25 protein-coding genes and 1 other RNA gene are annotated in these 23,971 nt (G+C 62.8%); 15 read left to right on the top strand and 11 right to left on the bottom strand.

Annotated features, from left to right (window positions below; all coding sequences use genetic code 11):
• Positions 1-42 precede the first annotated feature (42 nt).
• The 10 genes from KYG_RS14320 to gyrA form a co-directional block, all read right to left on the bottom strand.
• A complete protein-coding gene (locus KYG_RS14320; protein ID WP_008905632.1) occupies positions 43-465 on the bottom strand; it encodes a helix-hairpin-helix domain-containing protein in 423 nt (140 codons plus the stop codon).
• A gap of 111 nt (positions 466-576) precedes the next feature.
• On the bottom strand, positions 577-1,734 hold the full coding sequence (gene lapB, locus KYG_RS14325) for a lipopolysaccharide assembly protein LapB (protein ID WP_008905633.1): 1,158 nt from the start codon (positions 1,732-1,734) through the stop codon (positions 577-579).
• Positions 1,724-2,053: a lipopolysaccharide assembly LapA domain-containing protein gene (locus KYG_RS14330; RefSeq protein WP_008905634.1), complete on the bottom strand. Its 330-nt coding sequence runs from the start codon at positions 2,051-2,053 to the stop codon at positions 1,724-1,726. The genes lapB and KYG_RS14330 overlap by 11 nt, the downstream gene beginning before the upstream one ends.
• A 121-nt stretch (positions 2,054-2,174) precedes the next feature.
• A complete protein-coding gene (locus KYG_RS14335) occupies positions 2,175-2,525 on the bottom strand; it encodes an integration host factor subunit beta (RefSeq protein ID WP_008905635.1) in 351 nt (116 codons plus the stop codon).
• 121 nt (positions 2,526-2,646) lie between these two features.
• A complete protein-coding gene (rpsA, locus tag KYG_RS14340) occupies positions 2,647-4,347 on the bottom strand; it encodes a 30S ribosomal protein S1 (RefSeq protein ID WP_255344430.1) in 1,701 nt (566 codons plus the stop codon).
• A gap of 180 nt (positions 4,348-4,527) precedes the next feature.
• Positions 4,528-6,573, bottom strand: coding sequence for a bifunctional 3-phosphoshikimate 1-carboxyvinyltransferase/cytidylate kinase (locus KYG_RS14345; protein WP_008905637.1), 2,046 nt, complete (start codon positions 6,571-6,573; stop codon positions 4,528-4,530).
• A gap of 151 nt (positions 6,574-6,724) precedes the next feature.
• Positions 6,725-7,597, bottom strand: a complete 873-nt coding sequence (locus tag KYG_RS14350) for a prephenate dehydrogenase/arogenate dehydrogenase family protein (RefSeq protein WP_008905638.1) — start codon at positions 7,595-7,597, stop codon at positions 6,725-6,727.
• Positions 7,598-7,609: 12 nt separating this feature from the next.
• A complete protein-coding gene (gene pheA, locus KYG_RS14355; protein WP_008905639.1) occupies positions 7,610-8,707 on the bottom strand; it encodes a prephenate dehydratase in 1,098 nt (365 codons plus the stop codon).
• Between the two features lie 60 nt (positions 8,708-8,767).
• On the bottom strand, positions 8,768-9,877 hold the full coding sequence (gene serC / locus KYG_RS14360; protein WP_008905640.1) for a 3-phosphoserine/phosphohydroxythreonine transaminase: 1,110 nt from the start codon (positions 9,875-9,877) through the stop codon (positions 8,768-8,770).
• A 109-nt stretch (positions 9,878-9,986) separates the two neighbouring features.
• Positions 9,987-12,653, bottom strand: a complete 2,667-nt coding sequence (gene gyrA, locus KYG_RS14365) for a DNA gyrase subunit A (protein ID WP_008905641.1) — start codon at positions 12,651-12,653, stop codon at positions 9,987-9,989.
• A 224-nt stretch (positions 12,654-12,877) separates the two neighbouring features.
• Here gyrA and ompA point away from each other — a divergent pair, with 224 nt between their 5' ends.
• From ompA to ssrA, 4 genes are all read left to right on the top strand, one after another.
• Positions 12,878-13,525: an outer membrane protein OmpA gene (gene ompA / locus KYG_RS14370; RefSeq protein WP_034694746.1), complete on the top strand. Its 648-nt coding sequence runs from the start codon at positions 12,878-12,880 to the stop codon at positions 13,523-13,525.
• A 91-nt stretch (positions 13,526-13,616) separates the two neighbouring features.
• Complete coding sequence (ubiG, locus tag KYG_RS14375; RefSeq protein ID WP_008905644.1) at positions 13,617-14,327, top strand: bifunctional 2-polyprenyl-6-hydroxyphenol methylase/3-demethylubiquinol 3-O-methyltransferase UbiG; 711 nt, start codon at positions 13,617-13,619, stop codon at positions 14,325-14,327.
• An 8-nt stretch (positions 14,328-14,335) separates the two neighbouring features.
• A complete protein-coding gene (locus KYG_RS14380) occupies positions 14,336-15,001 on the top strand; it encodes an HAD family hydrolase (RefSeq protein ID WP_008905645.1) in 666 nt (221 codons plus the stop codon).
• Positions 15,002-15,013: 12 nt separating this feature from the next.
• Positions 15,014-15,400, top strand: a transfer-messenger RNA (tmRNA) gene (gene ssrA / locus KYG_RS23875).
• On the opposite strand, the gene KYG_RS24465 is transcribed toward ssrA, so the two are convergent.
• Positions 15,401-15,592 (bottom strand): hypothetical protein, encoded by a 192-nt coding sequence (locus KYG_RS24465; protein WP_139019390.1) that lies wholly within the window; start codon positions 15,590-15,592, stop codon positions 15,401-15,403.
• Positions 15,593-16,000: 408 nt separating this feature from the next.
• Here KYG_RS24465 and KYG_RS14385 point away from each other — a divergent pair, with 408 nt between their 5' ends.
• From KYG_RS14385 to hutC, 11 genes are all read left to right on the top strand, one after another.
• Positions 16,001-16,315, top strand: coding sequence for a hypothetical protein (locus tag KYG_RS14385; protein ID WP_008905646.1), 315 nt, complete (start codon positions 16,001-16,003; stop codon positions 16,313-16,315).
• A gap of 157 nt (positions 16,316-16,472) precedes the next feature.
• Positions 16,473-16,676, top strand: coding sequence for a hypothetical protein (locus tag KYG_RS24470; RefSeq protein ID WP_008905647.1), 204 nt, complete (start codon positions 16,473-16,475; stop codon positions 16,674-16,676).
• 42 nt (positions 16,677-16,718) lie between these two features.
• Positions 16,719-16,994 carry a hypothetical protein gene (locus KYG_RS14390; protein ID WP_085942588.1) on the top strand — a complete coding sequence of 92 codons (276 nt, stop codon included), beginning with the start codon at positions 16,719-16,721 and terminating at the stop codon, positions 16,992-16,994.
• 149 nt (positions 16,995-17,143) lie between these two features.
• Complete coding sequence (locus KYG_RS14395; protein ID WP_034694757.1) at positions 17,144-17,611, top strand: Spy/CpxP family protein refolding chaperone; 468 nt, start codon at positions 17,144-17,146, stop codon at positions 17,609-17,611.
• Positions 17,612-17,626: 15 nt separating this feature from the next.
• Positions 17,627-17,992, top strand: coding sequence for a hypothetical protein (locus KYG_RS14400; RefSeq protein WP_237707269.1), 366 nt, complete (start codon positions 17,627-17,629; stop codon positions 17,990-17,992).
• Complete coding sequence (locus KYG_RS14405; RefSeq protein WP_008905651.1) at positions 17,970-18,692, top strand: response regulator transcription factor; 723 nt, start codon at positions 17,970-17,972, stop codon at positions 18,690-18,692. The genes KYG_RS14400 and KYG_RS14405 overlap by 23 nt, the downstream gene beginning before the upstream one ends.
• Positions 18,689-20,101 (top strand): cell wall metabolism sensor histidine kinase WalK, encoded by a 1,413-nt coding sequence (locus KYG_RS14410; protein ID WP_008905652.1) that lies wholly within the window; start codon positions 18,689-18,691, stop codon positions 20,099-20,101. Before KYG_RS14405 ends, KYG_RS14410 begins: the two co-directional genes overlap by 4 nt.
• Positions 20,102-20,481: 380 nt before the next feature.
• Positions 20,482-21,447 carry an ABC transporter substrate-binding protein gene (locus tag KYG_RS14415; RefSeq protein WP_034694763.1) on the top strand — a complete coding sequence of 322 codons (966 nt, stop codon included), beginning with the start codon at positions 20,482-20,484 and terminating at the stop codon, positions 21,445-21,447.
• Positions 21,448-21,503: 56 nt separating this feature from the next.
• Entirely contained in the window at positions 21,504-22,343 is an 840-nt protein-coding gene (locus KYG_RS14420) for an ABC transporter permease (protein ID WP_008905654.1), read from the top strand.
• The gene (locus tag KYG_RS14425; RefSeq protein ID WP_008905655.1) at positions 22,340-23,119 is read left to right on the top strand and encodes an ABC transporter ATP-binding protein; all 780 of its coding nucleotides are present in this window, start codon (positions 22,340-22,342) and stop codon (positions 23,117-23,119) included. The genes KYG_RS14420 and KYG_RS14425 overlap by 4 nt, the downstream gene beginning before the upstream one ends.
• A gap of 30 nt (positions 23,120-23,149) precedes the next feature.
• A complete protein-coding gene (gene hutC, locus KYG_RS14430; protein WP_008905656.1) occupies positions 23,150-23,962 on the top strand; it encodes a histidine utilization repressor in 813 nt (270 codons plus the stop codon).
• Positions 23,963-23,971: the final 9 nt, after the last annotated feature.

Below are 23,971 nucleotides of genomic sequence, written 5' to 3' on the forward strand. Positions count from 1 at the left end.
TAAAAAGCCCGCCGAAGCGGGCTGTGGGCCTGCGGTACGTGCTTATTTTTTGGTAGCACTGGCCGCAGCGGCCGGTGCGCTTGCCGGCGTGGTCGCAGCGGCAGTGGCGGTCTTGGCATCCTTGTCGGCTTTTTTCCCGGTGGCTTTTTCCACCTTGTCGCCCTTTGCATTTTTTGCATCGGACCGGGCTGCGGCGGTCTGGCTGAATTTCTTGCCATTGACCGTGAGACCTTCGGCAGAGAACTTGGCCGCCGTTTTCTCGCCCACGCCGCCTACGCGGGCGATGAAGTCACTCCAGTCCTTAAAATTGCCGTTCTTGCGTTCGTCCAGGATACGGGTGGAGATGCCTGGGCCAATGCCCTTGATGCCGTCCAGTTCGGCCGCAGTGGCTTTGTTCACGTCCACCGCTGCGAAAGCGGCAGCGGCGTACAGCATGGTGATGATGAGCAGGATTTTCTTGAACACGATAAAGCTCCCCCGAGAGTGTGGTGTGATGGTTTTTGTCGCGGCATCGAGTTGCCGCGGCGCCATCTTATCCACGGCTGGCAAGGCCATGTTGCCAGTTGTTTCAGGGGCTCAGAGCTCTTCCACGCGGCGTGCCGGATAGCTGTCCCAGGTCTGGCAACCGGGGCATTGCCAGAAATGCTGGCGGGCCTCGAACCCGCAGGCCGCGCAGCGGTAGCGCGTCAGGGGCTTGACCGCGTGCTCCAGCGCGCGCTGGATCTGCGGGTGAAATTCTTCGTGCTCCAGCTTCTCGGTGGCCAGCCATTTCGCCGCGGCGACCAGCGAGCGTTCCTTGTCCAGGTGCTCCACGTAACGCTGCCGGGCGGAGGGGCGGGTAGCCTCGTCGGCGGCTTCCATGGCCACGATGCTCTCCAGCACATCCAGCGAAGGGGCCTGCGCATAGTGGGCCTTGAGCAGGGCGTGGACCTCTTCGGTGCGCCCGGCGGCCATGGCGGCCTCGACCATCAGCGGGGCGGCCAGTGGCAGTGCGGCGGGGTTGCGCTCGCCCAGGGCCTTGAGTGTGGCCAGCACTGCCGCCGGTTGGCCCATGAGGCGCTGCAGGCGCGCCAGCTCAATGCGTGCGCGTGCGGCTTCCGGGGCGGCTGCCACGGCCTGCTCCAGCAAGGCCTGTGCGCCGGGCAGGTCGCCCTGGGCGCTCAGCGCCAGCGCCTGCTCGCACAGGTAGTGGGCCTGGCGGGTGCTGAAGTCGCCCTGGTCGGCATCGTGCATCTTGCGGGCGATGGTGGCTGCGTGGGGCCAGTCGCGTGAGCGTTCATAAATGGCCAGCAGCGCCAGGCGGGCCTGTGCCTCGAAGGGCGTGCCTTCCAGGCGGTGCAGGGCTTCTTCCGCGCGGTCGAGCAGGCCGGCCTTGAGAAAGTCGAGCGCCAGCGCGTGCTGGGCGCGTTCACGGTCGGTGCGGGAGAGGTCGCCGCGCGAGAGCAGGTGCTCGTGCACGCGCACGGCGCGGTCGTATTCGCCCCGACGGCGGAAGAGGTTGCCCAGGGCAAAGTGCAGCTCCGACGTGTCGGGGTCGTTCTGCACGGCCTCGATGAAGGCGTCGATGGCCTGGTCCTGCTGCTCGTTGAGCAGGAAGTTCAGGCCTTTGAAATAGGCCTTGGGCGCACGGCGGTTTTCGGCGCGCAGCTGGCGCACGTCAAAGCGCGAAGCCAGCCAGCCCAGCACAAAGGCCAGGGGCAGACCCAGCAGGATCCAGGTCAGGTCAAATTCCATGGACGGAAGGCAGGTCTGGCGGTGGTGGCGGGGCGGGGGGCGTGGGGCTGGCTGCTGCGGGAGATGCGCCTGGCGTGGGCGCTGGCGCCGCTGCATGGGCACGCCGTGCAGCGGCGCGGTGCCGCCACCAGCGCGGCACCATGCCCAGCACGCCCACGACCAGGCCTGCAGAGAAGGCGGTCAGCACCACCAGCACCAGTGGTGCGCGCCATTGCGTGCCAAAAAAGAAGTGCACGGTAGCGTCCTGCTGGTTGTTCAGCGCGAAGGCAAACAGCGTAAAAAAAATGGCTGCCTTGAGCAGCCACAGGAGGTATTTCATCGGTCTCCCCAGTGGTGGGGCGATTCTAAGAGCTTGGGGCCTGAAGCGCGGCCCGGTAGTCTCACGCAAAAATAAAGGTAAAAAATGGCTCCAGCGCTTATCCATAAAGCGCCAGCAGCTATTATTTTTGAATGAGTGTGTTCCCGGATGGCGCGGAGCTTTCTTCCATTTCAGCGGTGCGCTTGTCCACGGCTTCCCGCAGGGCCTTGCCGGGCTTGAAATGGGGCACACGCTTTTCCGGAATGGCAACCGCTTCACCGCTGCGCGGGTTGCGGCCCATGCGGGGCGGTCGGTGGTTGACCGAGAAACTGCCAAAGCCCCGGATTTCGATGCGGTGCCCGCGCACCAGGGCCTCACCCACGGCGTCCAGAATGGTCTTGACGGCGTATTCGGCATCGCGGTGGGTGAGCTGGCCAAAGCGGGCGGCCAGTTCTTCGACGAGGTCTGAGCGGGTCATGGAATCTTGGGGCATGGGCGGGCTGCGCTGGGCAGGTCTTTCAAAAAAAGAGCGGGCGCCGAAGCGCCCGCTGTCTGACCGTATGAGGAGCCTTTGCACGAGTCATCGCGCAGAGACTTCTTGACGGGTCAGCGCTTTACTTTTCCGAGTTGTCCAGCTTGGCGCGCAGCAGGGCGCCCAGGCTGGTCGTACCGGCGCTTTCGCGGCTCGATTGCTGGCTCAGGTTGGCCATGGCGCCTTGTTCGTCAGCCATGTCCTTTTGCTTGATCGACAGCTGGATGTTGCGGGTCTTGCGATCCACGTTCACCACCACGGCCGTGACTTCGTCGCCTTCCTTGAGCACGTTGCGGGCATCTTCCACGCGGTCGCGGGAGATTTCCGAAGCGCGCAGGTAACCCACGATGTCTTCGCCGAGGTCGATTTCAGCGCCACGGGCGTCCACGGTCTTGACCTTGCCGGTCACCGTCTGGCCCTTGTCGTTAACCGTCACGAAGGTCGTGAATGGGTCGCCGTCGAGCTGCTTGATGCCCAGGGAGATGCGTTCGCGGTCCACGTCCACAGCCAACACGATGGCTTCGACTTCCTGGCCCTTCTTGTAGTTACGAACTGCGGCTTCGCCAGCTTCGTTCCACGAGAGGTCAGACAGGTGCACCAGGCCGTCGATGCCGGCAGCCAGGCCCACGAACACGCCGAAGTCGGTGATCGACTTGATAGGACCCTTCACGCGGTCGCCGCGCTTCGTGTCCTGTGCGAATTCTTGCCATGGGTTGGCCTTGCACTGCTTCATGCCCAGGCTGATGCGGCGCTTGTCTTCGTCGATTTCGAGGACCATGACTTCGACTTCGTCGCCCAGCGAAACCAGCTTGGCGGGAGCGATGTTCTTGTTGGTCCAGTCCATTTCAGACACGTGCACCAGGCCTTCGATGCCGGGTTCGAGTTCGACGAACGCGCCGTAGTCGGCAATGTTCGTGATCTTGCCGAACAGGCGGGTGCCTTGGGGGTAGCGGCGGTTCACGCCCATCCATGGGTCGTCGCCCATCTGCTTCAGACCCAGCGAGACACGGTTCTTCTCGGTATCGAACTTCAGGATCTTGGCCGTGATTTCCTGGCCAGCGGTCACCACTTCGGAAGGGTGACGCACGCGGCGCCATGCCATGTCGGTGATGTGCAGCAGGCCGTCGATGCCGCCCAGGTCCACGAACGCACCGTATTCGGTGATGTTCTTGACCACGCCCTGAACGATGGAGCCTTCCTTCAGGGTTTCCATCAGCTTGGCGCGCTCTTCGCCCATGGAGGCTTCCACCACAGCGCGGCGGCTCAGCACCACGTTGTTGCGCTTGCGGTCCAGCTTGATGACCTTGAACTCCATGGTCTTGTTTTCGTACGGCGTCAGATCCTTGATCGGACGGGTATCGATCAGCGAACCGGGCAGGAATGCGCGGATGCCGTTGACCAGAACGGTCAGACCGCCCTTGACCTTGCCGCTGGTCGTGCCAGTGACGAATTCGCCGGATTCCAGGGCCTTTTCCAGGCTCATCCACGAAGCCAGACGCTTGGCGGTGTCGCGCGACAGGATGGTGTCGCCGTAGCCGTTTTCGATGGAGCCAATGGCCACCGACACGAAGTCACCCACTTGGACTTCGACTTCGCCCTTGTCGTTCTTGAACTCTTCCAGCGGCACGTAGGCTTCGGACTTGAGGCCAGCGTTCACGACCACGAAGTTGTGCTCGACGCGCACGACTTCAGCGGTGATGACTTCGCCTGGGCGCATTTCCGTGCGCGTCAAGGATTCTTCAAAAAGGGCGGCAAAAGATTCGGACATGTGTTTCCTTGCCACAAACAGGATTCCGGCAGCACCATTGCTGTCGTTTTTATAGCTGTTTGCGGTGGTTTTTTGCGGCTGGGCCGCGGGTTAGGTTATCGATCCACACCACCGGTGCGCTGGCGCGCGAGAGGGGTGGCGTGGGCCTGTGGCAGGGCCTTGCAGACCTGCCTGGAGCCCGAGGGCTCCACGGTGTCAGCCCTTTGCCGCAGCTGCAGAAAAGGGCTGGCGCTCTTGCCACCAGGTCAGCACCTGTTCGACGGCTTCATCAATCGTCAAATGGGAGTTGTCCAGGACCAGAGCGTCCTGCGCGGGCTTGAGGGGTGCAACCGGGCGAGAGCTATCTCGCAGGTCACGCGCTTCAAGGTCCGCGCGAAGGTCGTCGATACTAGCCGAAAAACCCTTTGAAATCAACTGTTTATAACGCCGCTCTGCGCGGCAGGCGGCGCTGGCCGTCAGGTAGACCTTCAAAGGGGCCTCGGGGAAGATCACGGTGCCCATGTCACGACCGTCAGCCACCAGCCCCGGCAGGCGCCGGAAGCTGTGCTGCAGCGCCACCAACGCCTGCCGCACGGCGGGCAGGGCGGACACGCGCGAGGCGTTCATGCCGGCCTCTTCGGTGCGGATGGCCTCCGTGACGTCGTCGCTTCCCAGCCACACCCGGCCGGCCTCGAAGCGCACGGGCAGGGTTTCGGCCATTTGGGCAATGCGGGCCTCGTGCCCTGCGTCGATTTGCAGGCCGGCACGAAGGGCGGCCAGTGCGGTGATGCGGTACATGGCGCCCGAGTCCAGAAAACGATAACCCAGCCGTTGTGCCACGGCGGCGGCCACCGTGCCCTTGCCCGAGGCCGTGGGGCCGTCAATGCAGATCACCGGCACCCGGTCGGTGGCCGCGTGCGACACGGAGAACAGCGTCTCGAAGTAATCGGGAAAGGTCTTGGCCACGCACTTGGGGTCTTCGATGCGCACGGGCATGCCCGCCGGGTTGAACGCCGCCAGCGAGAAGCACATGGCCACGCGGTGGTCGTCGTAGGTGTGGATGCTGGCCGCTTTCCAGTCTTGGGCTTGGGCGGGTGGCGTGACGCGGATGAAATCCGCCCCTTCTTCCACCGTGGCTCCGAGCTTGCGCAGCTCGGTGGCCATGGCGGCGATGCGGTCGGTTTCCTTCACGCGCCAGCTGGCAATGTTGCGCAGCGTGGTAGTGCCCTCGGCATACAGCGCCATCACGGCCAGTGTCATCGCGGCATCGGGGGTGTGGTTGCAGTCCAGGTCGATGGCCTTGAGTGGCCAGCCCTGGCCCGGTTCACCCCGCTGGATGTGCAGCCAGTTGGGACCACCGGTGACCACCGCACCCATGGCGCGGGCCGCCTCGACAAAACGGATGTCGCCCTGGATCGAATCGAGGCCCACGCCATGAATCTTGATGCCATTTTGGCCGCCAGCGCTTGATGTGATTGCGCCAAGCGCTATGAAATAACTAGCAGATGAGGCATCCGCCTCAACATGGATGGTGCCGGGCGACTGGTAGCGGCTGCCCGCTGCAATCGTGAACCGCTGCCAGTCCTGGTGCTCGACCACGATGCCGAAGCGTGCCAGAAGCTGGAGGGTGATGGCGATGTACGGCTTGGAGATCAGCTCCCCCACCACCTCGATCACGATGCTTTGCGTGCCTGCCGCCAGTGGCAACGCCATGAGCAGGGCGGTGAGGAACTGGCTAGACACATCGCCGCGCACGCGGATGGGAGCAGCCAGTGCCAGCGCCGGGACGCCATTGGCGTGGGCGATGCGCAACGGCGGGTAGCCGTCGTTGCCCAGGTAGTCGATCTGGCAGCCAAGCTGGCGCAGTGCATCCACCAGGTCGCCAATAGGGCGTTCGTGCATGCGCGGAACGCCCGACAGCTCAAATTCACCACCCAGCAGCGCCAGCGCGGCCGTGAGGGGGCGCATGGCGGTGCCGGCATTGCCCATGAAGAGCTTGGCGGGTGACTGGGGCAGGCGGCCACCCAGGCCGGTGATGCGCACGGTGTTGCCTGCTTCATCCACCGTGCAGCCGATCTGGCGCAGCGCGTCCAGCATCACGCGTGTGTCGTCTGACGCCAGCAGGTCGTTCACGGTGGTCGTGCCATTGCTCAGCGCGGCGAGCAGCAGCACCCGGTTGGAGATGCTCTTGGAGCCTGGCAGGTGGACTTCACCTGCGGCGGCTTGCAAGGGCGGCAGATCGAGGAATGCGGTGCTGTACATCGTGGTGGTGTGTCCATTGCAGCTCAAAGAGCTTTTTTGCCAGAGCCTAAGCAACTGGCGTAGCCCAATCCCAGTGCACCCGTGGCGCTGGCTCTGCCAGGCCACCGGGTGCCTCCCCCTTGGGGGAAGGCGCCGAAAGCGACTCAGCGGGTCATTTCCGCTTTGCCCCCATGCGCCAATGCGCCCGGGTCTCGCTGGCCAGCGTCAGCATGTCTTCCAGCGCCTGGGCATCGCCTTTTTCCATGGCCTGCTCGATGGTGCGCAGCGCCTGCTGGAACAGTTTGGACTGTGCGATCAGCTCCTCGCGGTTGGACAGCAGGATGTCGCGCCACACCTTGGGGTCGCTGGCCGCGATGCGCGTGAAGTCCCGAAACCCCGGGCCCGCCAGCGACAGGAAGTCGTCCCCATGGGCTTGGCCAGTGATGCTGTTCATCATGGCAAACGCCAGCAAATGGGGCAGGTGGCTGACGGCCGCAAAGGCGGCATCGTGCGACTCGGGCGACATGCTGGTCACGCGGCTGCCCAGCGCGGTCCAGATGTCCTGGGCCTTTTGCAGCTGAGCGGTGAAGGTGCGCTCGGTGGGCGTGAGGATGACCTGGCGCCCACTGTAAAGGTCGGCCTCGGCATGTTCCACGCCCGAGACCTCGCGCCCTGTGATCGGGTGCGCGGGCACAAAAGAGCCCACCTGGTCGCGCAGTGCGCGGCGGGCCGCCTGAACCACGTCGGCCTTGGTGGAGCCCACATCCATGATCAGCATCTGGGGCGTAACCAGGTGCTTGATGGCCTTGAGCGTGGCCTCGGTTGCAGCCACCGGCACGGCCACCAGCACAATGTCAGCGCCCGCCACGGCCAGCAGGGCGGACGGCGCCTCGACATCGATCACCCCCAGCTGGCGCGCGCGGTCGGTGGTGGACGGCGACTTGCTGTAGCCCACCACGCGTTTGACCAGGCCGGCCTTTTTCATGGCGAGGGCGAAGGAGCCGCCCATGAGCCCGCAGCCGATCAGTCCCAATTGTTCAAACATGGCGGCGGCTCCTTACGACCCAACCGGGTAGGTGCCCAGGACCTTGTAGAACGCGCAAAGACTGCGCAGTTCTTCCAGGGCCCGGGCCACGTGGGGTTGCGCGGGATGGCCGTCGAGGTCGATGTAGAAGTAGTACTCCCACTGCCCGGTGCGCGCGGGGCGCGACTCAAAGCGCGTCATGGACACGCCATGGGTTTTGAGCGGCACGAGCAGATCGTGCACGGCACCAGGGCGGTTGGGCACCGACACCACGAGACTGGTGCAGTCCTTGCCCGAAGGCGGCGGCGTCTGCAGCGTGTGCGGCAGGCAGATGATGGCAAAGCGCGTGCGGTTGTATGCATCATCCTGGATCGCGTGGGCCACGATGTGCAGGCCGAACTGCTGCGCGGCACGCTCGCTGGACAGGGCGGCCCAGGCCGGATTGGTGGTGGCCAGGCGCGCCCCCTCGGCGTTGCTAGACACCGGACGGCGCTCGGCGTGCGGCAGGTGCTTGGACAGCCACGCCTGGCACTGGGCCAAGGCCTGCGGGTGCGCCAGCACGGCCTCGATGCCATCGAGCGAATTGCTGGTGCGCAGCAGGTTGTGGCGCACGAGCAGGCTGACTTCGCCCACCACGTGCGTGGGGGTGTGCAGGAAGAGGTCGAGCGAGCGGGTGACCACGCCTTCGGTGGAGTTTTCCACGCCCACCACCCCGTATTGCGCGCTGCCAGCGGCTGTGGCGTGGAACACCTCGTCGAAGTTGGCGCAGTACATCAGGTCGGCCGCGCCGCCAAAGAACTCGATCGCAGCCTGTTCGCAGAACGTGCCCTCGGGGCCCAGCACGGCCACGCGCTGGGGCGATTCAAGCGCCAGGCAGGCGGACATGATCTCGCGCCAGATGGCGGCCACGTGTGCACCCTTGAGCGGGCCGGGATTCGCGTGGGTGATCTTGTCAATGACCTGGGCTACACGGTCGGGGCGGAAAAAGGGCGTGCCCTCGCGCTTTTTGACTTCACCCACCTGTTCGGCCACCAGCGCCCTCTGGTTCAGCAGCGTGAGCAGTTGCTGGTCGATGCTGTCGATCTGCACGCGCAGGCTGGCGAGGTCGGGTGAGGCTTGCGGATTGTTCATGAATGGGAGATCTGTGCGGGGCTGTTGTTGGGTGGGTGAGCCACTGGCGCGCACGCCTTGTCAGGCGTGTTTTTGTTCAAATTCTCGCATGTAGTCCACCAGTGCCTGCACGCCCTCCAGCGGCATGGCGTTGTAGATGCTGGCACGCATCCCGCCCACGGACTTGTGGCCCTTGAGCTGAAGAAGGCCGCGCTCCTTGGCGCCCGCCAGAAACGCATCGTTGCGACTTTCGTCACGCAAAAAGAACGGGATGTTCATGCGCGAGCGGTAGTTGGCCGCCACTTTGTTGACGTACAACTGGGACTGGTCGATGGCGTTGTACAGCAGCGCGGCCTTGGCGATGTTGCGTTGCTCCATGGCGGCCACCCCGCTGAGGGCGCCTTCGGTCTGACGCTTGAGCCATTGGAACGTCAGCCCCGCAACATAGATGCCCCATGTGGGCGGCGTGTTGTACATCGACTGGTTGTCCGCCACCGTCTTGTAGTCGAAAGCGCTCGGACAGGCGGGCAGGGCATGCCCCAGCAGGTCGTCGCGCACGATCACCAGCGTGAGTCCGGCGGGCCCGAGGTTCTTCTGCGCGCCCCCGAAGGCCAGGCCGACACGCGACCAGTCCACAGGCCGGGACGCAACGTGGGAGGAAAAATCAATCACCAGAGGGGCATCACTGCCCAGGGCCTTCAGGTCGGGGAGCTCGTGGAACTCGGTCCCGTTGATGGTCTCGTTGCTGCAGATGTGCAGGTAACTCGCGCCCCGGCTGACCGTCCACGACGCCGGATCGGGCACGGTGGTGAAGCCCGTGTCTTCGGAAGAAGCCACGATGTTCACTTCGGATGCGTATTTGCGTGCTTCCTTCTGCGACTTCTGGCTCCAGCTGCCGGTCACGACAAAATCGACCGCGCCGGCGCGTGAGAGGTTGAGCGGAACGATCGCGTTCTCGGCAAGGCCGCCGCCTTGCATGAACAGGATCTTGAAGTTGGCTGGCACGGCCAGAAGCTCGCGCAGATCGGCTTCCGCCTGTTCGTAGATCGACAGGAACTCTTTGCCCCGATGGCTCATTTCCATCACGCCCATGCCGCTGCCATGCCAGTCCAGCATCTCGGCGGCGGCCTGCTCCAGGACTTCGGTAGGAATGGCGGCCGGGCCGGCCGAGAAGTTGTATGGGCGCTTCATATTCTTCGCAAAAAAGGCTGCCAGCGCTTACTGGGTAAGCGCTAACAGCTCCACTTTTAATAGCATTTCATGGTGTTGCGCGTTCGGTGCTGCAACACGCGGATCTGGCTCAGGCGTCGGGGGTGTCCGTGGCATCTGCCGCAGGCGGTACGCCACCATCGCTGGTGTCTTCGCCGTCCGCCTCAGCCGCATTGGCATCGTTTTCGACAATGCGCTGCAAGCCGCTCAGCTGGGATCCCTCGTCCAGCGCGATCAGCGTGACACCCTGCGTGGCACGGCCGAGTTCACGGATCTCGGAGACGCGGGTGCGAACCAGCACGCCCTTGTCGGTGATCAGCATGATCTCGTCGTCGGCATGCACCAGGGTGGCCGCGACTACCTTGCCGTTGCGCTCGCTCTGCTGGATGGCAATCATCCCCTTGGTGCCACGGCCGTGGCGGGTGTATTCAGTGATGCTGGTGCGCTTGCCGTAGCCGTTTTCTGTGGCTGTGAGCACGCTTTGCGTTTCATCTTCGGCGACCAGCATCGCGATCACGCTCTGGCCGTCCTCCAGCATCATGCCGCGCACACCACGCGCTGCACGGCCCAGCGGGCGCACGTCGTTTTCGTCGAAGCGCACGGCCTTGCCCCCATCGCTGAACAGCATTACGTCGTGCTTGCCGTCCGTGAGCGCTGCGCCGATCAGGTAATCGCCATCATCCAAGTTGACGGCAATGATGCCGCCCTTGCGCGGGTTGCTGAACTCGTCCAGCGCCGTCTTCTTCACGGTGCCCATGCTAGTGGCCATGAACACGTAGTGGTCGGCCGGGAAGGTGCGCATGTCGCCGGTCAGCGGCAGCACCACGTTGATCTTCTCGCCGTCTTGCAACGGGAACATGTTGACGATGGGGCGCCCACGCGATCCGCGCGAGCCGGCCGGCACTTCCCAAACCTTGAGCCAGTACAGCCGGCCGCGATTGGAAAAGCACAGGATGTAGTCGTGCGTGTTGGCGATGAAGAGCTGGTCGATCCAGTCGTCTTCCTTGGTCGCCGTGGCCTGCTTGCCGCGTCCGCCACGCTTTTGGGCACGGTATTCGGACAGGGGCTGGCTCTTGATGTAGCCGGTGTGGCTGAGCGTCACCACCATGTCGGTGGGCGTGATCAGGTCCTCGGTGGAGAGATCTTGAGCGCTGTATTCGACGATCGAGCGGCGCGCGCCGAGCTTGTGCTGGCCGAATTCCTGCTTGATGGAGGTGAGTTCGTCGCCAATGATGGTGGAGACGCGCTCGGGCTTTGCCAGGATGTCCAGCAGGTCTTCGATGACCGCCATGACCTCCTTGTACTCGGCGACGATCTTGTCCTGCTCCAGGCCGGTCAGGCGCTGCAGGCGCATTTGCAGGATTTCTTGCGCCTGGGTTTCAGACAGGCGGTACAGGCCGTCCTGGCCCATGCCGAATTCCTTTTCCAGACCGTCGGGGCGATAGTCGTCGGCGTTGATCACGCCACCGTCGGCACGCGTGCGGGTGAGCATCTCGCGCACCAGCTTGCTGTCCCAGGCGCGGGTCATCAGCTCGGCCTTGGCCACGGGCGGGGTGGGAGCGTTGCGGATGATGGCAATGAAGTCGTCAATGTTGGCCAGGGCCACGGCCAGGCCTTCGAGCACGTGGCCGCGGTCGCGTGCCTTGCGCAGCTCGAACACCGTGCGGCGTGTCACCACCTCGCGGCGGTGCTGCAAAAAGACGCTGATCAGGTCGCGCAGATTGCACAGGCGTGGCTGGCCGTCTATCAGCGCCACCATGTTCATGCCAAAGGTGTCTTGCAGCTGCGTCTGCTTGTACAGGTTGTTGAGCACCACCTCGGGCACTTCGCCACGCTTGAGCTCGATCACCAGGCGCATACCCGACTTGTCAGACTCGTCCTGGATGTGGCTGATGCCTTCGATCTTCTTCTCGTGCACCAGCTCGGCCATGCGCTCCTGCAGGGTCTTCTTGTTGACCTGGTAGGGCAGCTCGTCCACGATGATCGCCTGGCGCTGACCCCGGTCGATGTCCTCGAAATGGCACTTGGCGCGCATCACCACCTTGCCGCGGCCGGTGCGGTAGCCGTCCTTCACGCCATTGATGCCGTAGATGATGCCAGCCGTAGGGAAGTCGGGCGCTGGAATGATTTCCATCAGCTCATCGACCGTGGCCTCAGGGTTGCGCAGCATGTGCAGGCAGCCGTCGACGACTTCGTTGAGGTTGTGCGGCGGAATATTGGTGGCCATGCCCACGGCGATACCGGCGGAACCATTGACCAGCAGATTCGGGAGTTTGCTGGGCAATACCAGCGGTTCTTTTTCACTCCCGTCGTAGTTGGGGCCGAAATCAACGGTTTCCTTGTCAATATCCCCCAGCATTTCGTGGGCGATTTTGGCCAGGCGGATTTCCGTATATCGCATGGCCGCTGCATTGTCACCATCCACAGAGCCAAAATTACCCTGGCCATCCACCAGCATGTGCCGCAGCGAGAAATCCTGGGCCATGCGAACAATGGTGTCATATACGGCCGAGTCACCGTGAGGGTGGTATTTACCGATCACGTCGCCCACGATACGAGCCGATTTCTTGTATGGCCGGTTCCAGTCGTTGTTGAGCTCGTGCATCGCGAACAGCACCCGGCGGTGCACCGGCTTCAAACCGTCGCGCGCGTCGGGCAGGGCCCGGCCTACGATCACGCTCATTGCGTAATCGAGGTAACTGCGCCGCATCTCCTCTTCAAGGCTGATCGGCAGGGTTTCTTTGGCAAACTGGGTCATGGGGGACTGCGGTGGCGGCGAAGGACAGTCATTTTAGAGCGAAGACCGTGTAGCGACCGCGCAACATATCGACGCAATTCCGAATTTGTCCTACGGAGCCGGAGCGCCCTGCGCCGCTTTTGGTCTGTTACGTATGGCACAATCGTTTGAACGTTTCGGGTGATGGTCACCCCAAGCGTCCTGATTCGCAGCGCGGCTGCGGCTTTTTCCCCAAGAGGAGAACCATGAAGAAACTGAACAAAGTGGCGATGTTGTTTGCCTCTGCAGCGCTCGCAACCGCCGCTGGCGCACAAACCGTTGACAACTGGAGAGATGCTTCTGGCCAACTGGTCTGGAAGAACGGCACCAATGAATACTGCTGGCGCAATGCCAACTGGACGCCTGCAACGGCTGCTCCTGGCTGTGATGGCGCTATCGTCGCTGCACCAGCTCCTGCTGCCGCTCCTGCACCCGCTGCTGCTCCAGCTCCGGCTGCTGCTCCTGCGCCCGCAGCTGCACCAGCGCCCGCTGTGGCCACCAAGGTGACCTACGCTGCTGACGCATTCTTTGACTTCGACAAGTCTGTTCTGAAGCCCGAAGGCAAAGCCAAGCTGGATGACCTGGTTTCCAAGGTCAAGGACATCAACCTGGAAGTGATCATCGCCGTGGGTCACACTGACTCCGTGGGTTCTGATGCTTACAACCAGAAGCTGTCGGTGCGTCGTTCCGAAGCTGTGAAGGCTTACCTGGTGTCCAAGGGTATCGAAAAGAACCGCGTCTACACCGAAGGCAAGGGCGAAAAGCAACCTGTGGCTGACAATAAGACCGCCGAAGGCCGTGCGAAGAACCGTCGCGTGGAAATCGAAGTGGTCGGTACCCGCGCTTCCAAGTAATCCTCGGATTGCTTCACAAAAAAGCCCCGGTAACGGGGCTTTTTTGCGTCTGCGTCTGTTCGATAGGGTCCCGTGATGGAGAATCGGAAGAATGACTGACACCCTCAATGCAGATCCGGCCGAGCTGGCCAAGTTTTCAGAGCTGGCGCACCGTTGGTGGGATCCCGAAAGCGAGTTTCGCCCGCTGCATCAAATCAATCCGTTAAGACTTGACTGGATCAACTCTCAGTGCTCTTTGGCGGGTAAGCGTGTGCTTGATGTGGGCTGCGGAGGCGGAATACTGGCCGATTCCATGGCTCGCAAGGGAGCGGATGTGCTGGGCATCGATCTCGCGTCCAAGGCCCTTCGAGTAGCCCAGCTACATGCGCTGGAGGCCCAGACCGCTAATGTCGAGTACCGCGAAATCAGTGTCGAGGCGCTCGCCAAGGAGCAGCCGGCCAGTTTTGACGCCGTGACATGCATGGAGATGCTGGAGCACGTTCCCGATCCGGAGTCGGTCGTTCGTGCGTGCTCTGAACTTGTAAAGCCAGGAGGTTGGGTGTTTTTTTCCACCATCCATCGCAATGCCAAGGCATTTTTGCTTGCGATCGTGGGGGCCGAGTACGTTCTGAACATGTTGCCGCGTGGAACCCATGAGTACGCCAAGATGATTCGCCCCAGCGAACTTGCTGCACATTGCCGCAGTGCTGGCCTGCATGTCCAGCAAACACGGGGCCTGGAATACAACCCCATCACGCAGCGCTACTGGCTCAGTGGAGACACCGGCGTCAACTATCTGTTTTCCACCTGCCGTGGCGCTTGATGAACACCATGTTTTCCGCCGTTCGCGCTGTATTGTTTGATCTGGATGGAACCCTGATTGACAGTGCCCCAGATCTGGGTGCTGCCGCCGACAAGATGCGCACCGACAGGGGTTTGCCTTCCTTGCCCCTGGAGCGCTACCGTCCAATGGCGGGTGTCGGCGCTCGTGGCATGCTGGGCGAGGCATTCGGCATGAAACCTGACCATCCTGAGTTTGTGGCGTTGCGCGAAGAGTTCTTTATGAACTACGAGTTATGCATGACCGAGCGCACCAGCGTCTTTGATGGGGTGCATGAGCTGGTCGCAGAGATCCTTCGCCGCAATCTCGCTTGGGGGGTGGTGACCAACAAGTCTGCCCGCTTCACCGATCCGCTCACCCGCTCCATTCCATTGTTCGCGACAGCCGGAACGGTTATTAGCGGCGATACCACACCCCATGCAAAACCCCATCCCGCCCCTCTGCTTGAAGCGGCAGCACGCTTGAAGCTAGAGCCTGCCCAGTGCATTTATGTAGGTGACGATGAGCGCGACATCGTTGCAGGACACGCGGCCGGCATGGGCACTGTGGCGGCAGCGTATGGTTACCTGGGGGCCAAAACCGACCTGAAGCGCTGGGGTGCCCACGCTGAAATTAAATCTCCTGGAGAGCTCTTGCAATTACTGGGGAGCGCCTAAAATACAGGGCCTGGGGCTGTCCTGGTTTCGACGTGGGTTCGGAATCGGTGTGGTGCATGTCGAGCTTGAGTCACGCTCGTAAATCTCGATTTAACAAACTAACTGCAAACGACGAACGTTTCGCACTCGCTGCTTAATTGCCAGTGAGCCTTGCAACAGTTGGCCGATGGGCTGGGCAAGGGGGTTCTGAGCAATCAGTGCCTCCCGGCTGCAAGGATAATTACATGGGCTGGCTCTGATCCGGGTACCTTGGGTTGGAGCGAGAAAATAGGGTGCTGGCGGCCTGTGTAGCGTGCGACTGCGCGACACAGGCGGTGAGACTCAAATCAGATCGCTAAACATGTAGATCTGCCCGAAGAAGGCTTGCGGACGCGGGTTCAATTCCCGCCAGCTCCACCACTATTTGAAAAACCAACCTTTCTCGGTTGGTTTTTTTTCGCCCTTTCGCCCAGTGTTGGGACGGTGTCCTGGCATCGTCTTGAGAGCGCCACCCTGCGAGGGCGGCGTTTTTGCCCCCGCCGACGCCTCTCTGTTCTCCGTTTTCTCTGGTTTGCTCGGCTTGAAGTCCAGATTGATGCCGAGCAGTGTCATCAGATGCTGCGCGCTGCTGGGTTCGAATTCGAGGAAGTCAGTCTCGTTGTAACGAACGTGGCGTAAAAAACCTGTGCCAGACCGGAGCTCGCTGCCCAGCAGCTAACGCTTTTTTCATTGGCAACTAACAGCCAGCGTTTCATTACCCCAATCTCAGGACCAGCGTTCCGGGAGGGTTGCCGGTGCCAGTACAGGGATTGAGCCACGGCAATTTGGGTCGCGTCGATGGCTTTGCAACCGGATGCCGTTGCTGCTGTGCTCGGATATTGCTGTTCCGGTGCACGTTGCGGCCTTGACGGGTAGGAAATCGTCCTACAAATTGATGCGACTCATAAGACTTGAGCCAGCGGCGTTCCAAAAATACGATGAATCATCTGTATAGCTGGCACCGCCAGATGAAAGGGCCGTATGAGCAGTTGGTACAAATTGGCGCTTGGCAACGACGATGAGGCCTTTGAGCCAGCCCTGCGAATCCAGCAGATGTTCATGTCGAAATTCCTGATGTGTCCTCCCGGTTCTGGAAGGGCACTTTTTTCTTGCTATGACAAGCAGCACGACAACCTCTGGTTGTACTTCTCCCCCGCAGCGGAGGATATTGCGTTGCGGGTGTACGCAAAGCCGTGTAAACCGCCGACTGCATTGGAGTGCATCGGACTCCTGGCAGGGGAGGGAGATGCTCTGGGCGGTTCGGTCGAATTCCCCTTACTGAAGAAGGCGGCATGAGTTCAATGCGACAAGGGTTTATGCAAATTAGGTTTGCTATTGCCGCAATTGTGTAGGTCGGCTCCTGCAAACTTGTGGTCGTGGTTCCGACAGCGCACCGACTCGCACCATGCCCCAATGAACGAATTATTCGACGTTGGCCTTAAGAGGACTGCACATGTTTTCCTACCAGCCGCCTATTTCTCACCATCTCGAAGAAGGCAATGGGGCGCCATTTCTACAGATGGGCCAGCCCGCAGGAATTGCGTCGCAACGCCAGCAAACTGATGACCTGCGGGCATGGCGCAATGACAGCCACGGGCTGGAGCGGGAACTTCAGTTTACCGATCTGGACCATAAGGACGTGCAGGCGATGGGCTGATGGCCCGGCCTTTGACAAATCCATTTGCCAAATAGCGGGGTTATGTCGGTATTGACCTTACATATCCGACCGGAAGGCGCGCAGCAATATCTGGCCAGAGTTTTTGATGGAAAACTGCTCGTGGGCGTTCCCACCGTGCACGCGCAGATCGACGGTGCAATCGAAGCGTACGGCAGCGGTGGCGGCATACAGGGAGTGAGCGCTTTCAACATCTGGTACGGTGGCTGGAGCGTGGGCACCATCCCCCTTGCCCGGATGCGAACCGAGTCGACCGACCTGGCAAAACGTCTGTTGGTTTTATCTGCCGTAGTTCGCTGATTCGGTTGCTGCGCCTTTGGCATGTGTTGTGATCTTGTGCCTGGAAGAAACAAAACGAAATAAACCGATACCGCACCGAGACCTCATCTGTGGTGCGTCTTGGCACCATCAGGTTCATGTTCCACAGCATCCATGAAAAGGACTGCAACATGAAACCCTGGATCCACAAAACCCTGATCGGCATTTTTGGTGCCTCCATCGCCCTTGGCAGCCTGACCGCGTGTTCCAGCAGCCACCATCACCGTGGCCCGATGGGCGCCGAAAAGATGGCGGAGATGCGTGGCAAGGTCTTGAGCCGCGTCAGCAGCAAGCTCGACCTCAATGAAACGCAAAACATCAAGCTCCAAGCGCTCGCAGACAAGCTGGAGGCCCAGCGCGCTGCCTTCATCGGCGAAGTGGCAGACCCACGCACAGAGATCCAGGCGATCATGGCGGGCGCAACTTTTGATCGCGCACGGGCGCAGACCTTGATTGAGGAGAAGACCCGCGCCGTCCAGGCCAATAGTCCTGAATTCATCAACGCGCTGGCCGATTTCTACGACAGCCTGAACCCTGAGCAGCAACAGAAGGTGCGAGAGCTTCTGCAGCGGCGCAAGGGCTGGATGGCGCGCGGCTGAAAGCGGATGCGCGCAATGTCACCTTCACAGGAGCCCCTGTATCGCCTCGCGCAGGGCGTGCGCCAACATGGTTCTGCGCTGCTGGCCGGGGCAACTGATCCCCACGATGAGCTGATGTCGCTGGTGTGGGGGCCGCGTTTTGACCGGGAGCATGCACTGGGCCTGATCGCGCAGCAGCCGCAGGTCGCTGCACAGGCGTTGCCCGCACTACTGGCCGCTGCCGACCACTTTGACGCGCTTCATCCTGCGGTGCAGGGCCGGCTGCGCCGATTGATCGTGCGCCACCGAGTGTTGGGTGGGCACGCGGGAGCGGGATCCAGGCGCATGGAGCAGGCATCTGATGGTGTGAAAATTGCGCATGCACCGCATCCTGCTTATTGACGACGACGCCCAGCTGGGGCCGCCACTGGCCCTCTATTTCCGACGTTTCGAGCTGGAATTGGTCCATGCCCTTAAACCGAGTGACGGTCTCGCCCAGCTGGCGGCAGGCGGATTTGATGCCGCCATCCTGGATGTCATGCTGCCTGAAATGGACGGGTTTGAACTGTGCCGCACGATACGCAGACAGGGCGATCTGCCCGTCGTGATGCTGACGGCGCGGGGCGAAGTGATGGACCGCGTGGTGGGGCTGGAGCTGGGGGCCGATGACTACCTGCCCAAGCCGTTTGAGCCGCGTGAACTGGTGGCCCGGTTGCAGACCGTGCTGCGCCGACGCCGGGCCAGCTGGCCAGCCAGTGCGGGTGACGCGCTCCTGGAGTTCGATGGCTTGAGCATTGATGCAGCCCGCCGCAGTGTGACGCGCCTGGGCGCAGTACTCGACCTGACCGGTACCGAGTTCGATTTGCTGCACCTTCTGGCCCGGGAGCCGGGCAGGGTGTTCAGCCGTGATGACATCCTTAACCAGCTGCGTGGGCACGATGCCGAGCTGTACACGCGTGCGGTGGACATCGTGGTCAGCCGCCTGCGCAAAAAGCTCGAGCCGCTGGACTGCATCAAGACCCTGCGCAACGCGGGCTATTCCCTGGCGTTGCGCAGGGCTGCCAGTGCGGCAGGCGGGCCCTCTGCAGCAGCCTTGCCATGAAGTCCTCGGGTTCCGCGCCCGGCGGCGATGCGCACTGCCCCTGGCACCGGCGGGCGCGCGACGCTGTCGGATATTCGCTGCGCATCCGCCTGGTGCTGGTGTTCATGGCACTGGCCGTGACGGTGGCTGTGGCCTTCATGGGTGGAATGCAGAAGGTGGTGGCACTGGGGTGGAAAGAGGCTGCGCGCCCGCTGCTCATGGACTATGTGGACCGCCTCACCGCCGAGATCGGCAGCCCGCCCAGCATCGAGCGCGCCCGCGCCATTGCCGATCGGCTGCCCGTCACACTGCGCATTGAGGGGCCGCAGATCCAATGGGATTCGCACCCCGGCCAGCCGCGCCCGCACTGGATGAGCGACAAGGTCCAGCGCCAGGACCACTGGAGCCGCGATGACACCGGCTATCGACTGCTGGAGCGCACCACGGCCGATGGCCACCGCATCGAGTTCGGGCTCAATGCGCTCTCATGGGACAAGCGCCCGCGCATCGCCTGGGGCACGCTCACAGTCCTGCTCTTGCTCACGGCGCTGGCCTTTGTGTACGTGCGCCACCTGCTGCGTCCGCTGGATGACATCCGGCGCGGCGCGCGGCGTTTCGGCAATGGGGATTTTGGCGAGCCGATTCCGGTGCGCCATGGGCACAGGCCCGATGAGCTTGGCCAGCTGGCGCGCACCATCAACACCATGGGCGAGGACATTCACCAGATGCTGGATGCCAAGCGCGCGCTGTTGCTGGCCATGAGCCACGAGCTGCGCAGCCCTCTCACACGCGCGCGCCTCAACGCCGAACTGCTGCCCGAGTCGGCTGATGTGCAGGCCCAGCGTTCGGCCCTGATGCGCGACCTGGGAGAAATGGCCCGGCTTATCACCGACCTGCTGGAAAGCGAGCGCCTTGCAGGGCGCCATGCCGCGCTCTACCGCGAGCCCACCGATCTGACCGAACTGGCGCGTGAGGTGGTGGCAGAGCTGCAGGTGCGTCACCCCGGGGCCGCGGCGGTCGCATTGCGGGTACCAGCGCCATTGCCCGCCTGCATGCTCGACCGATCCCGCGTGCGACTGCTGATGCGCAATCTGCTGGACAACAGCCTGCGCCACAGCGACCCGACGGCCGCTGCGCCACAGATTGAACTGCGGGTGAGTCAAGGCGTGGTTGAAATCGAGGTGCGGGACCACGGCCCTGGCGTACCCCCCGAGCATCTGGTGCATCTGGCGGAGGCGTTCTACCGCCCTGATACATCGCGCCAGCGCACCACGGGCGGGGTGGGGCTGGGTCTGTACCTGTGTCGCCTGGTTGCACAAGCCCACGGCGGCACTTTGCTGGTGCGCAATGCGGAGCCGGGCTTGTGTGTTACTGCGCGCCTGCCGTGCTCGGAGGCGGTACAGCAACCAGCCCTTGACGGCGCACGCTGAGCGCGGCGTAGCACCCGGTTGGTGCGCAGATAGGCCCGGACAGTTGCGGCGGCGGGGATGGAGCGCAACGTTGCGGTGGGTTGGCCAGAATCCATCGGTTATTCAGAATGTTGGTCAAATTGCCTTCCAGCGCTTTGCTGTAAAGCGCTGACAGCTATTGTTTGTATAGTATTTTCGACCTCTGAACCCTCTCGCACAGCTGCGTTTTGGAGCCGCTGGCCCCGATCTTGCTGAAGATGGGAACCACCACCAAAGGGGATGCAGGTCTGGTGTTTACCCTGTATATACAGGTATGCTCCGCCTGTCATCATCGCAACCGGACGCGGGCGCGTCCCCGGATGGGTGGGCCAACGTACTTTCTTCATACACAGGAGCAGATGATGACTCGATCGGTTGCGAAATGGACGTCGCTGGCAGCGGCAACAGCATGCATGGTGGCCCTGGCCACACCGGCGCAGGCGCAGGACACCAAGATCGTGCTGGGCATGTCCGGCTGGACAGGCTTTGCGCCACTCACGCTGGCCGACAAGGCGGGCATCTTCAAGAAGAACGGCCTGGATGTGGAGATCAAGATGATCCCGCAGAAGGACCGCCACCTTGCGCTGGCATCCAAAGCCATCCAGTGCGCTGCCACCACGGTCGAGACACACGTGGCATGGAACACCAACGGTGTCCCCATCGTCCAGATCTTCCAGCTCGACAAGTCCTACGGCGCCGACGGTATTGCCGTGCGCAACGACATCAAGACGTTTGCAGACCTCAAGGGCAAGACGGTGGCGGTGGATGCCCCCGGCACCGCTTCGTATTTCACGCTGGCGTGGCTGCTGTCCAAAAATGGCATGACCGTGAAAGATGTGAAGACGCTGACGCTGGCGCCACAGCCTGCCGCCCAGTCGTTTGTGGCCGGGCAGAACGATGCCGCCGTCACGTACGAACCCTACCTCTCCACCGTGCGTGCCAACCCCGGCGCCGGCAAAATTCTGGCCACCACGCTGGAGTTCCCGCACATCATGGACACCGTAGGCTGCGCACCCGATTGGCTCAAGGCCAATCCCAAGGCGGCAAAGGCCCTGGCGGATTCGTACTTCCAGGCCCTCGAAATGATCAGCGCCGACACCGCCAAGTCCAACGAGATCATGGGCGCTGCGGTCAAGCAGACGGGTGAGGCGTTCGCCAAGTCATCGAGCTTCCTGCGCTGGCAAGACAAGGCCGCCAATCAGAAATTCTTTGCGGGCGAACTGCAGCAGTTCATGAAAGACGCCGCGGCGATCCTGCTGGAAGCTGGCGTGATCCGCAAGCTGCCCGAGAACTACACCGCCATGTACGACGACAGCTTCATCAAGTGACCGGCTGACCGCCGGAGCCCGACACCCACCAACCCGCCATTTCGAGGATCCTTCGTATGAACCGCACCCTGGGGGCTCAGTCCCCGTTGGTCGAGTCGGTGCCGCTACCGCGGCGCCGGCTGCGGCCGCTGGAACCTGTGAGCACGCGCACGAAATGGGTGCTCGGCGTGGCGTTCTTTGTGCTGTTCGTGGCCGCTTGGGCCGTGTTTACGCTGGGCGGGTTCGTGTCGCCCACGTTCCTGGCCAGCCCGGTCACCATGGTCCAGGAAGGCTGGCTTCTTTTCACCGAATTCGGCTTTCTGCACGACATCGGCATGACGGTGTGGCGCGTGGTGGGAGGGTTCACCATGGCCGCCATCGTGGCGGTGCCGCTGGGCATTGCCATGGGGGCGCACAAGGGGGTTGAGGCCTTCCTGGAGCCGTTTGTGTCCTTCTGCCGCTACCTGCCGGCGTCGGCCTTCATTCCGCTGTTGATTCTGTGGGCGGGCCTGGGCGAGCTGCAGAAGCTGCTGGTCATCTTTATCGGGTCGGTGTTCCAGATCATCCTGATGGTGGCCGTCACCGTGGGCAACGCCCGCCGCGACCTCGTGGAAGCCGCCTACACGCTGGGCGCCACACCCACCGGCATCGTGCGCCGCGTACTGATCCCCGGCGCTGCGCCCGACATTGCGGAAACACTGCGCCTGGTGCTGGGCTGGGCCTGGACGTACATCATCGTGGCCGAGCTGATTGGCGCCTCGTCGGGCATCGGCCACATGATCACCGACAGCCAGGCGCTGCTCAACACCGGCCAGATCATCTTCGGCATCATCGTCATCGGCCTCATCGGGCTGGTGTCAGACTTCGCCTTCAAGGCGCTCAACCACCGTCTGTTTGCCTGGAGTTTTGTGCGATGAGCAGCGTATCGATTCAAGCCGTGTCGCGCACCTTTGAAGGAAGCAAGGGCCAGCGCACGCAGGCCCTGCTGCCCGTGGATTTCGAGGTGCGCGACAACGATTTCGTCACCATCCTCGGCCCCTCGGGCTGCGGCAAGTCCACGTTGCTGCGCATCGTGGCCGGGCTGGACCACGCCACCAGCGGCCGCGTGCTGCTGGATGGGGTGCCTGTGGAAGGCCCCGGTGCCGACCGCGGGATGGTGTTCCAGAGCTACACGCTGTTCCCCTGGCTCACCATCGAGCAGAACATCCGCTTCGGTCTGCGCGAGAAGGGCATGCCCGAGGTGCAGCAGAAGGAACGCGCTGCGTACTTCATCGCCAAGGTGGGGCTGCGCGGCTTTGAGCAGCACTTTCCCAAGCAGCTGTCGGGCGGCATGCAGCAGCGCACCGCCATTGCCCGCGCGCTGGCCAACGACCCCAAGATTTTGCTGATGGACGAGCCCTTCGGCGCGCTCGACAACCAGACCCGCGTGCTCATGCAAGAGCTGCTGCTGGGCATCTGGGAGGCCGAGCGCAAGACGGTGCTCTTCGTCACCCACGACATCGACGAAGCCATCTTCATGGCCAACCGCGTGGCCGTGTTCAGCGCCCGGCCGGGCCGCATCAAGACCGAGCTGGCGGTGGACTTGCCGCACCCGCGCCATTACACGATCAAGACCAGCCCCGAGTTCATGGACCTCAAGGCGCGCCTCACCGAAGAGATCCGCGCCGAATCCATGGCGGCGGATCTGCACTGATCTGACCTTGCACCAGCCCCGCACCAGCCCATGAGCGCCCGTCCATCCCGCCGCACCACCGCCGCTGCACCGCGCCGCGCCACGACTGCCAAGGCCGTGGCGGCTGTGGCTGCGCCCGCGCAGGCCATGGCGCTGTACGAGCAGGTCAAGGACCACATTGCGCGCAAGATCCAGGAAGGCATCTGGCGCGCGGGCGACCGCCTGCCGTCCGAGAACGAGCTGGTCACCCAGTTCGGCATCTCGCGCATGACGGTGAACCGCGCGCTGCGCGAGCTGGTAGAGCAGGGCCGCATCGTGCGCGTGGCGGGCGTGGGCAGCTTTGTGGCCGAAGACAAGCCGCAGTCCACGCTGCTGCAGATCGCCAACCTCGCGAGCGAGATCCGCCAGCGCGGGCACGACTACCGCTGCGACGTGCTGGCGGTAGAGCGCATCTCGGCAACGCTCGAAGTGGCCGCCGCGCTGGACCTGCGCACCGGCGAGTCGGTGTTCCACTCGCTGTGCATCCACCGCGAAGACGGCCTGCCTGTGCAGCTCGAAGACCGTCACGTGAACCCGCGCCAGGTGCCTCAGTTCGCCGCGCAGGACTTCACGCTGCTGCAACCCTCCGAGTACCTGGTGCGCAACGTGCCCTTCGACCAGATCGAGCATGTGGTCGATGCCGTCATGCCCACCGCGGAGCAGGCCACGCTGCTGGAGATGTCGCCGCAGGAGCCCTGCCTGCTGCTCACCCGCCGCACCTGGTCGCGCGGCGTACCCATCACCGTGGTGCGCTGCCTGCACCCCGCTACCCGCTACCGCTTGGGCAGCCGTTTCCGAGCCGACGGCAACCCCGTCGCCGGTTGAAAGTTTTTC

This window comes from Acidovorax sp. NO-1, assembly GCF_000238595.1.
In the GTDB taxonomy this organism is placed as follows: Bacteria; Pseudomonadota; Gammaproteobacteria; order Burkholderiales; family Burkholderiaceae_C; genus Acidovorax.

Coding starts and splice junctions, on each gene's coding strand:
- lapB (WP_008905633.1), bottom strand. CDS start 1,734: ATGGAATTTGACCTGACCTGGATCCTGCTGGGTCTGCCCCTGGCCTTT.
- KYG_RS14330 (WP_008905634.1), bottom strand. CDS start 2,053: ATGAAATACCTCCTGTGGCTGCTCAAGGCAGCCATTTTTTTTACGCTG.
- KYG_RS14335 (WP_008905635.1), bottom strand. CDS start 2,525: ATGCCCCAAGATTCCATGACCCGCTCAGACCTCGTCGAAGAACTGGCC.
- KYG_RS14345 (WP_008905637.1), bottom strand. CDS start 6,573: ATGTACAGCACCGCATTCCTCGATCTGCCGCCCTTGCAAGCCGCCGCA.
- KYG_RS14350 (WP_008905638.1), bottom strand. CDS start 7,597: ATGTTTGAACAATTGGGACTGATCGGCTGCGGGCTCATGGGCGGCTCC.
- pheA (WP_008905639.1), bottom strand. CDS start 8,707: ATGAACAATCCGCAAGCCTCACCCGACCTCGCCAGCCTGCGCGTGCAG.
- serC (WP_008905640.1), bottom strand. CDS start 9,877: ATGAAGCGCCCATACAACTTCTCGGCCGGCCCGGCCGCCATTCCTACC.
- gyrA (WP_008905641.1), bottom strand. CDS start 12,653: ATGACCCAGTTTGCCAAAGAAACCCTGCCGATCAGCCTTGAAGAGGAG.
- ompA (WP_034694746.1), top strand. CDS start 12,878: ATGAAGAAACTGAACAAAGTGGCGATGTTGTTTGCCTCTGCAGCGCTC.
- ubiG (WP_008905644.1), top strand. CDS start 13,617: ATGACTGACACCCTCAATGCAGATCCGGCCGAGCTGGCCAAGTTTTCA.
- KYG_RS14380 (WP_008905645.1), top strand. CDS start 14,336: ATGTTTTCCGCCGTTCGCGCTGTATTGTTTGATCTGGATGGAACCCTG.
- KYG_RS24465 (WP_139019390.1), bottom strand. CDS start 15,592: ATGACACTGCTCGGCATCAATCTGGACTTCAAGCCGAGCAAACCAGAG.
- KYG_RS14385 (WP_008905646.1), top strand. CDS start 16,001: ATGAGCAGTTGGTACAAATTGGCGCTTGGCAACGACGATGAGGCCTTT.
- KYG_RS24470 (WP_008905647.1), top strand. CDS start 16,473: ATGTTTTCCTACCAGCCGCCTATTTCTCACCATCTCGAAGAAGGCAAT.
- KYG_RS14390 (WP_085942588.1), top strand. CDS start 16,719: ATGTCGGTATTGACCTTACATATCCGACCGGAAGGCGCGCAGCAATAT.
- KYG_RS14395 (WP_034694757.1), top strand. CDS start 17,144: ATGAAACCCTGGATCCACAAAACCCTGATCGGCATTTTTGGTGCCTCC.
- KYG_RS14400 (WP_237707269.1), top strand. CDS start 17,627: ATGTCACCTTCACAGGAGCCCCTGTATCGCCTCGCGCAGGGCGTGCGC.
- KYG_RS14405 (WP_008905651.1), top strand. CDS start 17,970: ATGCACCGCATCCTGCTTATTGACGACGACGCCCAGCTGGGGCCGCCA.
- KYG_RS14410 (WP_008905652.1), top strand. CDS start 18,689: ATGAAGTCCTCGGGTTCCGCGCCCGGCGGCGATGCGCACTGCCCCTGG.
- KYG_RS14415 (WP_034694763.1), top strand. CDS start 20,482: ATGACTCGATCGGTTGCGAAATGGACGTCGCTGGCAGCGGCAACAGCA.
- KYG_RS14420 (WP_008905654.1), top strand. CDS start 21,504: ATGAACCGCACCCTGGGGGCTCAGTCCCCGTTGGTCGAGTCGGTGCCG.
- KYG_RS14425 (WP_008905655.1), top strand. CDS start 22,340: ATGAGCAGCGTATCGATTCAAGCCGTGTCGCGCACCTTTGAAGGAAGC.
- hutC (WP_008905656.1), top strand. CDS start 23,150: ATGAGCGCCCGTCCATCCCGCCGCACCACCGCCGCTGCACCGCGCCGC.